This window comes from Asanoa iriomotensis, assembly GCF_016862515.1.
Taxonomy (GTDB): domain Bacteria; phylum Actinomycetota; class Actinomycetes; order Mycobacteriales; family Micromonosporaceae; genus Asanoa; species Asanoa iriomotensis.
The window spans coordinates 57,109-71,773 of the sequence record NZ_BONC01000023.1; the positions used below are offsets into that span (position 1 = coordinate 57,109).

The 14,665-nt window shown below is 68.2% G+C and carries 14 protein-coding genes; 9 read left to right on the top strand and 5 right to left on the bottom strand.

The annotated features are described in order from the left end of the window. Positions 1-70: 70 nt before the first annotated feature. From Air01nite_RS17805 to Air01nite_RS17825, 5 genes are all read left to right on the top strand, one after another. Positions 71-1,216, top strand: a complete 1,146-nt coding sequence (locus tag Air01nite_RS17805) for a HesA/MoeB/ThiF family protein (RefSeq protein WP_203703664.1) — start codon at positions 71-73, stop codon at positions 1,214-1,216. 228 nt (positions 1,217-1,444) lie between these two features. Beyond that, positions 1,445-2,650, top strand: coding sequence for a hypothetical protein (locus tag Air01nite_RS17810; protein WP_203703665.1), 1,206 nt, complete (start codon positions 1,445-1,447; stop codon positions 2,648-2,650). Beyond that, positions 2,650-3,204, top strand: coding sequence for a DUF3105 domain-containing protein (locus tag Air01nite_RS17815; RefSeq protein WP_203703666.1), 555 nt, complete (start codon positions 2,650-2,652; stop codon positions 3,202-3,204). The genes Air01nite_RS17810 and Air01nite_RS17815 overlap by 1 nt, the downstream gene beginning before the upstream one ends. Positions 3,205-3,363: 159 nt before the next feature. Next, a complete protein-coding gene (locus Air01nite_RS17820; RefSeq protein ID WP_203703667.1) occupies positions 3,364-3,894 on the top strand; it encodes a glycine-rich domain-containing protein in 531 nt (176 codons plus the stop codon). Positions 3,895-4,002: 108 nt separating this feature from the next. Then, a complete protein-coding gene (locus Air01nite_RS17825) occupies positions 4,003-5,373 on the top strand; it encodes an FAD/NAD(P)-binding protein (protein ID WP_203703668.1) in 1,371 nt (456 codons plus the stop codon). A gap of 3 nt (positions 5,374-5,376) precedes the next feature. Here the strand turns inward: Air01nite_RS17825 and Air01nite_RS17830 are convergent, their stop codons facing one another. The 5 genes from Air01nite_RS17830 to Air01nite_RS17850 are packed head-to-tail and all read right to left on the bottom strand — an operon-like array spanning position 5,377 to position 9,277. After that, complete coding sequence (locus Air01nite_RS17830; protein ID WP_203703669.1) at positions 5,377-6,360, bottom strand: threonine ammonia-lyase; 984 nt, start codon at positions 6,358-6,360, stop codon at positions 5,377-5,379. Then, positions 6,338-7,189: a metallophosphoesterase gene (locus Air01nite_RS17835; RefSeq protein ID WP_203703671.1), complete on the bottom strand. Its 852-nt coding sequence runs from the start codon at positions 7,187-7,189 to the stop codon at positions 6,338-6,340. Before Air01nite_RS17835 ends, Air01nite_RS17830 begins: the two co-directional genes overlap by 23 nt. Beyond that, positions 7,186-7,818, bottom strand: a complete 633-nt coding sequence (locus tag Air01nite_RS17840; protein ID WP_203703673.1) for an HAD family hydrolase — start codon at positions 7,816-7,818, stop codon at positions 7,186-7,188. Before Air01nite_RS17840 ends, Air01nite_RS17835 begins: the two co-directional genes overlap by 4 nt. Before the next feature lie 23 nt (positions 7,819-7,841). Then, positions 7,842-8,741 carry an NAD(P)-dependent oxidoreductase gene (locus Air01nite_RS17845; protein WP_203703675.1) on the bottom strand — a complete coding sequence of 300 codons (900 nt, stop codon included), beginning with the start codon at positions 8,739-8,741 and terminating at the stop codon, positions 7,842-7,844. Next, the gene (locus tag Air01nite_RS17850; protein WP_239090773.1) at positions 8,741-9,277 is read right to left on the bottom strand and encodes a peroxiredoxin; all 537 of its coding nucleotides are present in this window, start codon (positions 9,275-9,277) and stop codon (positions 8,741-8,743) included. Before Air01nite_RS17850 ends, Air01nite_RS17845 begins: the two co-directional genes overlap by 1 nt. Positions 9,278-9,546: 269 nt before the next feature. On the opposite strand from Air01nite_RS17850, the gene Air01nite_RS17855 reads away from it, so the two are divergent. The 4 genes from Air01nite_RS17855 to alr all read left to right on the top strand — a co-directional run bounded on the left by Air01nite_RS17855 (position 9,547) and on the right by alr (position 14,290). Then, the gene (locus tag Air01nite_RS17855) at positions 9,547-10,845 is read left to right on the top strand and encodes an RNA polymerase sigma factor (protein ID WP_239090774.1); all 1,299 of its coding nucleotides are present in this window, start codon (positions 9,547-9,549) and stop codon (positions 10,843-10,845) included. Next, positions 10,809-12,365: an MFS transporter gene (locus Air01nite_RS17860; RefSeq protein WP_203703677.1), complete on the top strand. Its 1,557-nt coding sequence runs from the start codon at positions 10,809-10,811 to the stop codon at positions 12,363-12,365. Before Air01nite_RS17855 ends, Air01nite_RS17860 begins: the two co-directional genes overlap by 37 nt. 136 nt (positions 12,366-12,501) lie before the next feature. Next, complete coding sequence (locus Air01nite_RS17865; RefSeq protein ID WP_275408209.1) at positions 12,502-13,023, top strand: dihydrofolate reductase family protein; 522 nt, start codon at positions 12,502-12,504, stop codon at positions 13,021-13,023. A gap of 115 nt (positions 13,024-13,138) precedes the next feature. Further along, positions 13,139-14,290 carry an alanine racemase gene (gene alr, locus Air01nite_RS17870; protein ID WP_203703679.1) on the top strand — a complete coding sequence of 384 codons (1,152 nt, stop codon included), beginning with the start codon at positions 13,139-13,141 and terminating at the stop codon, positions 14,288-14,290. The last annotated feature ends 375 nt before the right edge of the window (positions 14,291-14,665 follow it).

The following is a 14,665-nucleotide window of genomic DNA, read 5'->3' on the forward strand; positions in this document are numbered from 1 at the left end:
GAAAGTCGTTGGCACGATCACCGCCCCATCCTCTGTGGCAGTAACGCCTTTCTTCCCGGAGGTTGTCGACGTGCTGCCCCAGCTCAAGGACGTGGCCTGGAAAAGGTCCGGTGCCGACGTCCAGGTCGTGTACGACCTGCGTGAGTCCTTCGTCGTCACCGATGCCAACGGCACGTTCGAGACGCTTCTCGAACTGCTCCGGGAGGGTGGCCGCGGGATCGAGGAGCTGGCCGCGGCCCTGTCCCAGCGCAGCGGCCGCGAGGTGCCGGTCGACGACGTCGAGGCCGCGATCCAGGCGCTGGACGGTCACCGCCTCCTTCAGAACGGCGAGCGACTGGGGCGGCCGGGCGATACAGCCAACGATCGGCACTACTCGAACGTCGCCTTCTTCGAGTCGTTCGCCACGCTGGCGCGCAGCAACACAGACCTGCACTCGCGGATACGCCGTAGCCATGTACTCGTCCTCGGCACCGGCGGGCTCAACTCGACCACCATCCCGCATCTTTGCGGCCTCGGCGTCGGTCGACTGACGCTGACCGACCGGGACGTGGTCCAGCCACGCAACTTCGCCCGCCAGTACCTCTACCGGTGGCGCGACCTGGGCCGAAGCAAAGTGGACGCGGCAGCCGGCTGGGTGCGGGAATTCGACCCGGACGTCCGGGCGCGGGCGATAACGGCAAGCATCGATGGACCGACCGACGTTCTCAGGCTGCTCGACGAAGTCGCGCCAGACATCGTCATGTCCGGCGTGGACAGTCCCGACGGCGTCGACGACTGGGTCGACGGGGCCTGCGTGACAAGGGGCGTGCCCTACGTCCGCGCCGGGCTGTGGGTCACCCAGGGCATCGTGTGGTCGGTCGACCCTGGCCGGAGCGCATGCCGTGGATGTGTGCGGATCACCGCCGAGGAGGCCCGGGCAACAGCCGTCGACGACTCCGCGCTCGCGTTGGCGGGTATGGACCTGTTTCGGGCCAAGCCCCGGACCAACCGGGCCATCGGTCCGGTTGCCGGTCTCCTCGGGTCGTTGGCGGCGTTCGAGGTGGTCCGCTACCTCACGCGGTTCGAGTCGCCGGTGTACGCAGGCAACCCGCTCGAGGTCGACTTCGCCGCCGGTTGCGCCATGCGAACGGTGGCCTGGCGCAGGAACGCCGGGTGCGCATGTGCAGCCACCACTGTCGGCAGCCAGCCACGCCCCACAGCGGATGCGGCCGGCTGACCTAGCCACGGCAAGCGAAAGGAGGCGAGAGAGTGAAGATCGAGATTCGGCGTGTCGAAAGCGCGCGGCTGACCGCGAACTTCCCAGGCCCCACCGACACCTGACGAAGGCGCCGGCGGGCAACAACGGTGGACGGCCCTGGCTGCGATGGCCAGGCCGTCCACCCCGAAATCCTGGGAGGTTCTCATAGGCGAGCAATCAGAGACGAGCGCGGAGGTGCCGGCGACGGTGCGGTTGCTCGTGATCGCCCCGGACGGCGACGAGTTCATCCTCGGCCGGAACGACCTCGGCGTGTACGTCGCGGTGCCTGAGCCTGGCGCCGTGTTCGTGCGTGCGCTGCAGGACGGTTGCTCGCTGGCGGATGCGACCGCTCGGGCTGGCGCGACGGCGGGGGCCGAGGTCAACGGAGGTGAGTTTCTCGACGGTCTCCGGGCGGCGGGCCTCCTTGACCGCCAGCGTGCCGGCGGCACGTCGCAGACTGCCGAATCGGCGGACGGCGACGGACGTTCGATCCGCTGGTTCGAAGGAATCAGTCCGCGGACCGCGCGCGTCTTCTTCGGCCGGCCGGCCTGGGCATTGTATGTCGGCGCCGCTGTGGCCGCCGCGATGGTGCTCGCGACGCGGCCCGCGTTGCGGCCCTCCTACAGCCACGTGTGGTGGCTGCCTGACCCTTTGCTCTCCCTGGTGACGTACGTGCTGCTGGGTTTCGTCCTCGCCGCCCTCCACGAGGTGTGGCATTGGCTGGCCGGGCGGTCCGCGGGTGTGCCCGCGGCTTTCCGCATCAGCCGGCGCGGTGCCTATCTCGTGTTCGAGACGGACCTCAGCCAGATTGTCACCGTCAACCGGACGGCGCGCTATGGCCCGTTCCTGGCCGGCATGGCGTTCGATGTCACGGTTCTGGCCGGCGCGCTCGCGGCCCGGGCCGCCTACGGCTCCGGCGTCGTGGAGATCCCACCTTCGCTCGACCGCCTGCTTGCAGCGGTCGTGCTGGCGCTGGTCATCGGGATCGTGTGGCAGTGGTCGGCGCTGTTCCTACGCAGCGACGGGTACGCCGTGCTGGCGAACGCGCTGAGATGCCACAACCTCTTCAGAGCCACCGTGCTGACGACGAAGTGGCGGATCTGGGGTCTGTCGGGCGAGGAAGCGGCCGAGTTCGGTGCGATCGGTCCGCGCGACCGCGCCGTCGCCCGCTGGTTCGGGCTCGTGTATCTGCTTGGGATGATCGGCACGTTGTGGGCCATCCTCATTTTCGCGCTCCCCTTCCTGCTGTCGACGGGCGCCTGGGTCAGTGCCAACCTGGCCGCCTACTCGCTCTCCTCCGTCGCGTTCTGGGAGTCGCTCGCTGTACTCGTCTACCTCGTGGCCGGCGTTGTCGGGCCGGCCGTCATCGCATGGCGCGAACGCCGGCTGCGGCGGGCAGGAGCATTGCTGTGATGACTCATCCGCACCGCTGGTGGTGGCGGATCGCGACCGTTCTAGCGGTCGGGGCCGCGGTGGCCACAGTGTCCGTCGGGCCCTGGCGCGTCTACGGCAGGGCGACCAGCGCTACGGCCGACACCGACCCGCCGTCCTGTCCGGTCGGCGAGACGCTGCCCATCATGGACAGCCCGCACATCAGCCAGGCGGAGGCGTCCGACGTCCGGTACTCGTCTGAGCCTCCGACATCGGGACCGCATTTCCCCTTTACCGTCACGCCTGGTGTCTACGAGGACTCGGTGCCTGACGCGTTGATCGTGCAGGCGCTGGAACTCGGTGATGTAGCGGTGCTCTACGCGCCGGCGACTCCGCCTGATCTGATCGGCAGCATGCGGCGGTTCGCCCGCACCCACCCGGCCGATGTGGTGATGGCGCCACATCCTGGCGTCCACAAGGGCGTCGCGCTGACGGGGTGGGGCTGCCTTCTGCGAATGTCAATGTTTGACGAGGCAACGGCCACGCTGTTCGTTACGCAGGTGGCCGGGCGATATGTGCATGGCTGGGCGCGGTAGACGTTGTTCGCCTCTCGACGTATCCGGCGACCCGAAGAAACGCTCCCCGGCGACAGCGGCGACAGGACGTTCCTGTCTAGCGTCGTGGCTGAGCACATCGGGGCCGGAGCCGCAACGCGGCGGACGACGAGAAGTGGAGTGGTAGCCGTGGGAGGATCCATGACGGCGACGAGGCGCGAACCAGCCGAGTCGCTGACCGAATCACTGATCAGCGCCCGCATGTGGGACCTGCTCCGTGAGGAGTTCCCCGACCGGTCGCCGGCGGCGCTCGGTGTGCAGGTCGAGGAGTGCTTGAGGTTCCTGAGCATCGCGTCCGAGGTCGGCGGGTGCTTCATCCCGCTGAGCAAGGAGATCGACGAGATCTGGCACGCCCTGGTGGTGCAGACACGCTCGTACGCGCAGCTATGCGAGCGGCTGCCAGGCAAAGCCTTCGTGCACCACGAGTCGTTGAAGCTGTCCGCGTACGCAGAAACGGTCGGGCGGTCGGCGGCGGTGCGCGAGTTTGTCGCCTGGATCCCGCGGTACGTCGGCCGCTTCGGGGACTTCACCGAGGAGCGCGCGCAGTACTGGCGCGTGTGCACATTTCTCCGCGTCGAACTCGGCCTGAGCTTGCGGGAGATCAACGAGATGGGTCGGCGCATGGCCGCCGGCAACGACAACCAAGAGGAGGAACACCGTGTCAGCGTCTGAGGAAACTATGACGACGGAGAAGCTCGAGAAGCTCATCGAGGCCCGCTACTTCGAGCGGTTCATCAAGTTCGGTGACGAGTTCGACTTCTGCTGGGGCTTTGTGGAGCGGTGACCATCGTCGGGCCACGCTCCCACTCCCGGTGGGGTGCCAGGCTGGCCGATGCTCGGGCCCAGGAGGCGTTGCGTCTCCTGGGCCCGGACCCCGCCAACTGGGTGACATCCTCGACCGGCGTCGACCGTGACGTTGCCGTCGTCGGCGGCGGCCAGTGCGGCGTCACCATCGCGTTCGCTCTGCGTCGAGCGGGCATCCCGAACGTCACCGTGGTGGACGCGGCTGATCCAGCGGACGTGGGTGGCTGGCGGACCACGGCGCGCATGCGGGTGCTGCGAACGCCCAAGGACCGCTCAGGCCCCGAGATCGGCATCCCCGCGCTCAGCTTCCGGGCATGGTACGAGGCCGTGCACGACGTCGACGCCTTCAGCGCGATCGACAGTATCGCGCGGACCGATTGGGCCGACTACCTGACCTGGTTCACGAGTCAGGTCGGGGTCGGTGTTCGACACCGAACCCGCCTCACAGACATCGAACCCGCTGACGGAAACCTGCGTCTGCACCTGGTCCACGACGGGACAGCGCGGCTGGAGACCGTTCGTAAGGTGATCCTCGCCAATGGGGTCGAGGGCACGGGCGGCCCGTTTCTGCCGCCCGCGATCAGCGCGCTTCCACGCCACCTTCACGCACACACCGCGGACCGGATCGACTTCGACCAGCTCGAAGGGGCCTCGGTCGGAATCCTCGGATCGGCGTCGTCGGCGTTCGACGCCGCTGCCACGGCACTTGAGGCGGGCGCGGCGGAGGTCCATCTCTTCTGCCGGCGACCGGAGCTGGTCATCGCGCGGCCGAACGGGACCTCGCCGCATCCCGGCGCCGACGAGGCCTATCACCTGCAGTCCGACGAGTACCGATGGGCAACATGGATGCGCGCGCACCGTGGCGGCGCCAGCGTGCCGGCGGAGGCGGTGCGACGGGCCACCATCCATGATGGATTCCGGCTTCATGTCAACGCCGGATGGCGAAGTGTCCACAGTGATGGCGGCCGAGTGCGTGTCGAGGCCGACGACGGGACATACCGGTTCGACTTCGTCATCGCCGGCACCGGTTACCAGTACGACCCGCACACGCGTCCAGAGCTGCGCCGTATCGCCGGCGACATCGCACTGTGGCGGGACCGCTACCTGCCCGCCGCCGGAGCCTCGTCTCGGCTGAACGCCTATCCGTACCTGGGGGCGGGATACGAGCTGTGTGAGAGGCGGCCCGGCACGGCGCCATGGATTGCGGACGTGCACTCGTTCAGCGCCGCGGCCAGTCCGAGCTTCGGGCGAGTTGTCGGTGACATCCCGAGCCTGAGCGCCGGCGTCCCGCGGCTCGTGCGAGCGATCGTCCGCGACTTCTATCGTCCGGGCCTGCCGGAGCGGTGAGGCCTACCTGTCTCGCAGGAGGTCCGACAGGAGCGACCACGAGACATTGCTGCCTGACAGCAGTACACCAACGAGGCCATCGACCAACCCGTCGGCCACGTCGGCCTTCACTCCGGCGACGGCGATCGCGCCGGCCGGTTCGACGATCACGCGCAGGTCGCGTGTAACGGCCGCGAGTGCGGCCAGGGTCGCGTCGTCACTGACTGTCCTGACCCGTGCGCCGGCCGAGCTGATGATCCGAAGGTTGAGCTCGCCTGGCATCGGCGCGGTCAGTGCGTCCACGATCGTGCCGGTGCCCCGATGACTGACTGGGCGGCCGGCGTCGAGCGAAGCTGCCAGCGTCGCTGTGCCGGCGGGCTGCACGCCCATCAGTTCGATGTGCGGGGCCAGTGCCTGCGTGACAACGGCGGCGCCGGCCAACAATCCGCCTCCGGAGCACGGGACGTAGAGCCGGGTGAGGTCGGGGCATTCCGCTAGGAGCTCGAGAGTCGCGGTGGCCGCGCCGGCGACCACCATCGCATCGTCGTAGGGATGGACAAACGTCAGGCCCCGGGCCCCGACGAGACGCCGGGCGAGATCGAAGGCCGCGGCCGCGTCGTGGACACCGTTGGTAACGACACTCGCGCCGAGGGCAGCGGCGGCCGCCTGCTTCTCGCGTACGGACGACTCGGCCATGACCACCGTCAGGGCGCAACCGTGGACCTGGGCCGCGTAGGCGGCGCCCAGCGCGGCGTTGCCGGCGCTCACGGTGATCAGCCCGCGGTCCTGCTGGGCCTGGTCGAGTGTGCGGATCCGATTGAGCGCCCCGCGCACCTTGAAACTTCCGGTTACTTGCAGCGACTCGGCCTTGGCCAGGATCGGCACACCCACCCAGCTGTCGAGGATGCGGGACCTGAGCACGGGCGTACGCACGACGTGGGGCGCCAACGCCGTCGCCGCTTCGTAGACGTCGGCGAGGCTTGGGTCAGATGGTGGCAGCGTCGACACTGTAAACCAGCTTCCCGGCCCACGGGTCGCGGGCTGTCAGTGTGTAGGTCATTGGTGCGCTTTCGGTTCCGAGTTCGACGATCGAGGCTCGCGGGCCCAGCACCGCAGTGAGTTGCGTCGCCCTGCCCGCCAGGTCGATGCGCGTAACGATGCCAGGTGCGACGTGCACGGGCACCCCACGCAGACTCCCGGACATGTCGTGATGGACATGTCCGCAGAGCACGGCGCGCACGTCCCTGGCCGCGACAGCGTCGGCGAGGGCCGCGGGATTGCGCAGCAGCAGGCGCGACAACGGGTGCCGTTCGAGCGCGATCGGGGGGTGGTGCAGGGCGACGATCGTGCCGCGAGGCGCGTGCGTCTTGAGTAGATCGCGGAGCCACTCGACCTGGTCGGGTTCGATGAGGCCGTGGCCGGAACCGGGCACCAAGGTGTCCAGGGTAACGACCCGCAGACCCGCGATCTCGCTGACGGCCGCGCACGCGCCGGCGGGACCGCGGCCGGTGGCGACGTCATTGCCGTCTGCGCCCAGGTGGCCGCTGCCGAAGATCTCGATGAAGGCCGGCCGCCGGTCGTGGTTCCCGGTGGTGTAGATGTGCGGCACATGCCGTTCGGCGGCGAAGGCACCGATGACGTCGCGGGCCCGGCGGCAGCCTTCGACGGATCCGTCGTCGGCGATGTCGCCGGTAGTCAGCACGAGGTCGAGGTCGTCGACGTCGCGAGCTGTCGCCATCATGAGATCGAGCGCCCGCGCGGCGTCGACTCCGTCTTCGTCGTATCCAGTGGCGGTGAGGTGCGGGTCGGAGAGGTGGAGGATGCGGAGGTTGGTCACGAGTCGTTCCTTCGCGATGGCGGTCGGACGAGGCGGTCGACGATGTCGACCGGGTGGTCGGCGACGAGGGGCGCGTCGTCCAGCGCAGCCGTGGCCCCCCAACGCGCGTGAATTCCCGTCGCTCCTGCGCGTCGCGCGCACTGGATGTCGACGAGCGCGTCGCCGACATAGGTGGTGGCGGACACGTCGACTCCCAGACGTCGGCAGGCCAACCGCAGCCCGGCCGGGGATGGTTTCGGAGGGGCGTCGTCGCCGCAGATCACCGCCGCGAACCGGCCGCCGAGCCCCGCCGCGGACAGGGCCAACTCCGCTACCCGCCGGGCGGCACTGGTGAAGATGCCCAGCCGAAATCCCGCCGCGAGTTCGTCGACCATCTCCACGACGCCGGGGAATGGCCGTACCGCCGCCGCAGCCGCCTCGAAGTTGCTGTAGAAGCATTCGACGTCGTCGCCCGCGACCGGTCTGCCGAGGAAGTGCGCCAGGACGGCCGGTGTCGGCCCGACGTGCCAAGCGGCGATGACCTCTTCAGGCGAAACTTCTCCGCCGCCTCGCGCACGGATGGCGGCGCAGTATGCGGCTGGCGTGAGCGTCATCGTGTCGAGCAGCGTGCCGTCGAGATCGAACACCACAGCCCGCCCGGAACGGTTTCGGATCATGCCCAGTTCTCGTTCCCTGTCGGTGCTCGAGTGGCGTGGCGCGCCGCGCCGATGTGCGCGAGCATCGCCGTGTAGTCAGCTCCGCCAAGTCCGGCCGCCTCAGCGTCGCGCAGCCAACTGCGGACTGCGCGGGCGAACCTGACGTCAACACCGACCGCTTCGGCGGCCTCGACGACGAGATCCGCGTCCTTGCGCGCCATCGCCAACGCGAACCGCGCGGGGAAATCGTCCTTCTCGAGGGCGGGGCGGCGCCGCGCTGCCTGGGCCGCGAGTGGGGTGAGCCCGAGAACTCGCCACGTGACCTCACGCGGCAATCCGAGTGCCTCGGCCACCGCGAGATCCTCACCGAGCAGGCCTACGGTGCCGAGCAGCGCGAAGTTGGCGACGAGCTTGGCTGTCGCGCCGCTGCCGAGCGGACCGACGTGCACCGGTTCACCAAGCTGCGACAACAACGGCTCCAACCGCGTGACAACCTGGTCAGGACCGCCGACCAGCAAAGTCAAACTGCCGGTCTCAGCCTCTGACAGGCTGCCCAATACGGGTGCGTCCACCAGCGCCGCACCCTCAGGCAGTAGCCCCGCCACGCGCATGACCGCCGCTGGGCCGACCGTCGACATGTCAATTACCGTCGCACCGCCGGAAAGGCCAGCCGCCACACCCTCCGGTCCGTCGACGACATCGCCGACGGCCGCAGGATCCGCCAGCATCATGAACACCACATCGGCGCCGCGGACCGCCTCCGTCGGCGTCGCGGCAAGACGCGCACCTCCCTCGACGAGGGGTTGCGCGCGCCCGGGCGTGCGATTCCAGACGGTGAGGCGGTGGCCTGCCGCAAGCAGGCGACCGGCCATGCGGGCGCCCATCGCGCCCGAACCGATCCAGGTTATGGCCGTCATCAGGCAAGGCTCCCTTCGCTGGTCAGCCAGGTCAGCACCTGCCGGGCATGCCGGTCGGGCTCCGCGATCGGGTGGAAGACGTGTTCGACGACGTCACACTGGATGATCAAGGTGAGCCGTTGGTAGACCGTCAAGGTTCCCGCCTCGAATGTAGGCAGGCCCAGGGCATGACGCAGGGCGAAGGCTGGGTCAGCGAGCATCGCGAACGGCAGGTGCAGCCGATCGACCAGCTCCCGCTGATAGCCGCGGCGCTGGGCGGACAGCCCGAACACGCGAGCGACGCCGGCCGCGCGCAGCACATCGTGGTGGTCCCGGAAATCGCAGGCTTGTGCCGTGCAACCTCGGGCGCCGGGTATCGTGTCCCACCCCGGCGGCAGGTCGACGCCCGGTTGGCCGTTCAGCGGGTACACATACAGCACGGTCCGTCCTGGACCCAGCCGGGCGAGGTCGACCGACGGGCCGGCCGTGGACCGCAACAGCACTGACGGCATCCGGACGCCGACGAGGCTCGCTACAAACGTGCGATTTTCTTCCACGGACAGCCCATGGCTCCTATATCCGTTGGGTGACCCGGTTGGCACCACCAACCTGGCCTCGACGCTATGGCCCGCGGCTTGTCCCGTCCGCCGCCTCCGGGCGTAGATCGGGTCTCCTTTCGACGTACGCGTCGTTCGAGACTGTCGCCGCGCAGCGACGACGATGATGGGGAGGGCGACCTAGCCTCGTGACAGTGGGCGTCCAACGAATCTCGCAGCCCGACCGAACGAGTAAGGCGCGGCACCTCGCGGACGCGGTCGAGAACGCGGTGACCGAAGCGCACGTGCGCGAATGGGCCTTCGTCCTCGCGGCAACCGCTCGCGTAGTCGGCGATCTCGACCTGGCCGAGGAATGCGTGCAGGAGGCCTACCTCGCCGCGCTCGAAACGTGGCGTCGGGACGGCGTGCCACGCAAACCGGGCGCGTGGCTGACCGCCGCCGCGAGGCGGAAGGCACTCGACGCGATACGCCATGAGAAGGTCGTACGGGCGAAACTGCCCCTGCTCGTGGAACCGCAGCAGGCGGAGCTCGACTTGCCCGACGACTCCCTGCCCGACGAGCATCTGCGGCTCGTCTTCACCTGTTGTCATCCGGCTCTGGCACTTGAAGCCCAGGTCGCGTTGACATTGCGACTGGTGTGTGGGGTATCCACCGCCGACATCGCACGCGCGTTCCTGGTGAGTGAGTCCACGATGGCCGCCCGAATCACCCGCGCCAAAAGGAAGATCGGTGCAGCGGGCGTCCCATACCGGGTGCCCGGCGTGCAGGAGCTACCCGAACGCCTGGACGCCGTGCTCACGGTGGTCCATCTGTTCTATAACGCCGGCCATACCGCACCCAGCGGCACCGAGCTCCTGCGCGTCGACTTGGTCGAACGCGCGCTGCACCTGGCGCGGATGCTGCACCAGGCGATGCCCGACCAGCCAGAGGTCCGTGGGCTGCTCGCCCTCCTGCTACTCACCGACTCACGCCGTGGCACTCGTACCGACGCTCAGGGCCGCCTCCTGCGGCTCGAGGACCAGGACCGGACCGCCTGGGACCGCACAGCCATCGACGAGGGGCACCGCCTCGTGGAGGAGGCGCTCAGCGACGGCCGGATCGGCCGCTACACGCTCCTGGCCGCGATCGCGTGCGTACACGCCAGAGCCGTGACCTTTAGCGACACCGATTGGTCGCGGGTGGTTCGGCTGTATGACGTGCTGCTCACCATCTGGCCCTCGCCGGTGGTCGCGCTCAACCGCCTTATCGCCGACTCGATGCTCCACGGGCCGCGAGCAGGACTGGTTGCCCTGGACGCGCTCGTGGGCGACGGAACCCTGGCCAGCTACCACTATGTGCCGGCGGTGCGCGCGGACCTGTTGCGCCGGCTCGGCGATCGTGTGGCAGCCGCGGCCGCCTATCGCGAGGCCTTGGCGCTGGTCGGCAACGACGCCGAACGGGAGTTTCTCGCGACTCGGTTGGCTGAGCTTGTCGATTCCGGCGCGGTTCGCCCGTCGGAAGCTAGAGGATCGACATTCGAAGGAGAACCGCGATGGAGCCCACGCGCGCGACCCGACGCGAGTGGCTAGGTCTAGCCACCCTGGCCCTACCCACCCTGCTGTTGTCCGTGGACGTCAGCGTGCTTTACCTCGCCCTCCCGCAACTGGCCGGCGATCTGGGCGTGGATGCCACCCAGCAACTCTGGGTGCTCGACATCTACTCGTTCATGCTGGCCGGTTTCCTGGTCACGATGGGCACTCTCGGCGACCGGATTGGTCGGCGCCGGCTGCTGCTGATCGGCGCCGCCGCGTTCGGGGTCATGTCGGTCATCGCCGCCTATGCCAACGATCCGGTGACGCTCATCGTCGCCCGCGCGTTGCTGGGCATCGCCGGCGCGACGCTGATGCCGTCGACCATGGCCCTCATCCGCAACATGTTTTCCGACCCGAAGCAGATGGCCACGGCCATCGGAGTCTGGTTCAGCTGCTTCATGGGCGGCATGATGGTCGGCCCACTGGTCGGGGGCGCGCTGTTGTCGACGTTCTGGTGGGGATCGGCTTTCCTGCTTGGCGTACCGTTCATGCTCCTGCTCCTGGTGGCCGGTCCGTTGCTGCTTCCTGAGTACCGCGACGCGAACGCGGGACGCTTGGACCTGGCGAGCGTGGCGTTGTCGTTAGCCGCGATCCTGCCGGTCATCTACGGCCTCAAGGAGCTCGCGCGAGACGGTTGGCAGACCACCGCCGGCGTCGCCGTCGCGGGCGGCGTGATCGCCGCGATCGTGTTCATCAGGCGCCAGCGTCACCTGGCCAGCCCGTTGCTGGATCTGCGACTGTTCGCGAACCGCTCGTTCACGAGTGCTTTGGGCACCGGGCTCGGGTTGGGCATCGTCATGGCTGGTGTCACGTTGACTTCGACGCTCTATCTGCAGACCGTGCGCGGCCTGTCGCCGTTGCAGGCCGGGCTATGGCTCATTCCGCAGACGATCGCCATGGCGGCCGGCTTGATGGCAGCGCCCGTCGCCGCCCGTCGTGTTCGTCCCGCTCTGTTGATGTCAGGCGGTCTCATCGTCGCTGCGGCAGGCTTGTTCCTCCAGACTCGCGCCACGGTCGACGGAGGTCTCACGCCGGTCGTGCTCGGACTCACGATGACCAGTCTGGGCATCTCCCCGACCATGGCCCTGACGATGAACCTGCTGCTCGGATCCTCGCCGCCGGAGAAGGCCGGTTCAGCGGCCTCCCTGTCGGAGACCAGCGGCGAGTTCGGCGTCGCGGTGGGCGTTGCCACTCTCGGGAGCCTCGCAACGTTCGTCTACCGCGACAACGTCACAGCTCCGCCCGGCACCTCCGCGGAGGTCCAAGACACCGTAGAGAAAGGCATCACCGAGGCGGCCGTGGCCGCAGCTGCCCTGCCGGAGCCGCTCAGTGGCCAGATCCTCGATGCCGCTCGCACCGCCTTCACGGCTGGCCTGACCACCGTCGCAGCGGTCGGCGCGATCGCCTTCCTGGTGTTCGCCGCTCTGGCCGCAGCGGTTTTCCGCCGGGTTCCCCCGACCGCCGAGGTGGTGGAATCGGAGTCGCAGCCGGACCCGGAGGTTCGGGCACATTCGTAGGAAAAGTAGTCGTTGCTTTTCGGCGTACAGGCGCCGGAATCTGTCGCCTCGAAGCGACAGCAAGTAGGTATCCCCACATTCTAGGCTTGTCTACGCGACGCTCTTCGGAGCGACGTGTTAGGCGTTATGCTCGCAATTGGAGAGTCATGAAGATCGACCCGGTCAGCGAATCCTGCTCGGCCGCACAACCTTTGAAATGATGCGCTCGTACTGGCCACACGTCACCGACCCGGTCAACACCGTTGCCGCGACCCTAAACAACGGAAAGAAGTACGTCGCAAGCAATACCCTCAACGACGCCGATACCGCGTGGGGTGACACCACAATGCTGCGCGGGAACGTCATCGAACAGGTACGCAAGCTGAAGGAGACGCCCGGCGGCGATCTCCAGGTACACGGCAGCTGGCGTCTTGCACGCAACCTGCACGACGCCGGCCTGGTCGACGTCTACCGGCTGGTCCAGTTCCCCGTCCTGGTCGGCTCCGGCAAGCGACTTTTTGCGCACGGCGTCGCACCGGCGACCTACCAGATCGCCGAGTCCCGAGCCCTCCACGGAGGCAAGGGCGCCACGCTCCTGACGCTCCACCAAACCACGTTCGGCATCGCCGCAGTCGGCGAATTCGAGGTCCGCGACGGCAAAGAAGCCGTCGCCTCTTAAACTCCGCAAGCTCTGCTGGCAGCACGTCGGCGCCACACCGAGCCTCCTTCCCCAAGGCCCACTGTGGCGTCGTCCGGCTGCCCAAGGCCGGCGGTTCCAACATGCGAGGAGGTCCGTGGTGAGGTGGCAGGCCGAAGTTCGCGTCAACCTCGACGCTATCCGCGACAACGTGTCGAGATTGTGCGCCAGCACGAACGCCGCAGTAATGGCGGTCGTCAAGGGCGACGGCTACCGGCACGGGATGGTCGAGTCGGCGAGAGCCGCACTCTCAGGTGGCGCGACGTGGCTCGGCGTCACCACGCTCGACGAGGCGCTCGCTCTGCGCCGTGCCGGCATCACCGCGCCGGTGCTGGCCTGGCTGTTGTCCCCCGGGCTCCCGCTGCGCGAAGGCATCGATGCGAGCATCGACTTCGGCGTCGCCACCGTCGCTCAGCTCGACGAGATGATCAAAGCCGGAGCTGAGGCCGGCAAACCGGTTCACGTCCATCTCAAGGTCGACACCGGACTGAGTCGGGGCGGCGCCACCATGATGGACTGGCCGCTTCTTGTGCACGCCGCCGCACAGGCCGAGGCAAGGGGAACCGTCCGGGTCGCGGGGGTATGGAGCCACCTTGCCGCAGCCGACGATCCCGGCCACGAGACGATCGACGCCCAGCTCGACGCGTTCCGGGAGGCGCTGTCGATCGCCGCGCGACACGGTGTGCACCCAAGTCTCAGGCACATCGCCAACTCGGCGGCGACCCTCACCCGCCCCGACGCTCACTTCGACATGGTCCGCGCCGGTATCGCCATCTACGGGCTGTCGCCCGTCCCGGGCGAGCGGTTCGGTCTGCGACCGGCGATGACCGCTCGGGCCAAGGTCATGCTCTCGAAGCGGATTCCCGCCGGCACCGGGGTTTCCTACGCTCACACCTACACCACCACGGGCGAGACGACGGTCGCGGTCATCCCCCTCGGTTACGCCGACGGCGTGCCGCGCCACGCGTCGAATGTCGGCCCAGTCAGGCTCAACGGCCGGACTCATACCATCGCGGGTCGGGTCTGCATGGACCAAGTGGTCGTCGACGTCGGCGACCTCCCGGTCTCCCCAGGTGACGTCGCGACGCTCTTTGGACCCGGTGATGACGGCGAACCCACCGCTGACGACTGGGCGGCCGCAGCCGACACGACGAACTACGAGATCGTGACGCGCTTCGGAAGCGCACGGACTCGCAGGGTCTATGAAGGATCCACGCTGGACCAGGACCCACCGATTGCCCCATCGTGAGTTTCTTCCGATAGCTGACCGCCACATTTGACGAGGGTCTTCAACGGGACCATCGTTTGGCGCTGGTTGACACTGCGTTCCGCCTCAGACTGCCCGAACCTCGACTGGGTCCGTACGTCCCTACACACCGCCATGACCGACCTTGGCTTGCCATTGCGGGTTCACTGTCGAGCTGGATCTACAGAAACAGAATCGCCGGGGCCACGGCCCCGGCGTGCGAGTTTGATCGATACTGGTTGGTGTCCGAGGGGCGACACAAACCGATACCCAACGGGGGTATCAACTGGCAGGGACGACGCTGCTACCCGACTAGCCGCGTCGTCAACGCCGCGAACGGCTGACGGACGCTGAGGGCACCGATGATCTGGCCCGGAA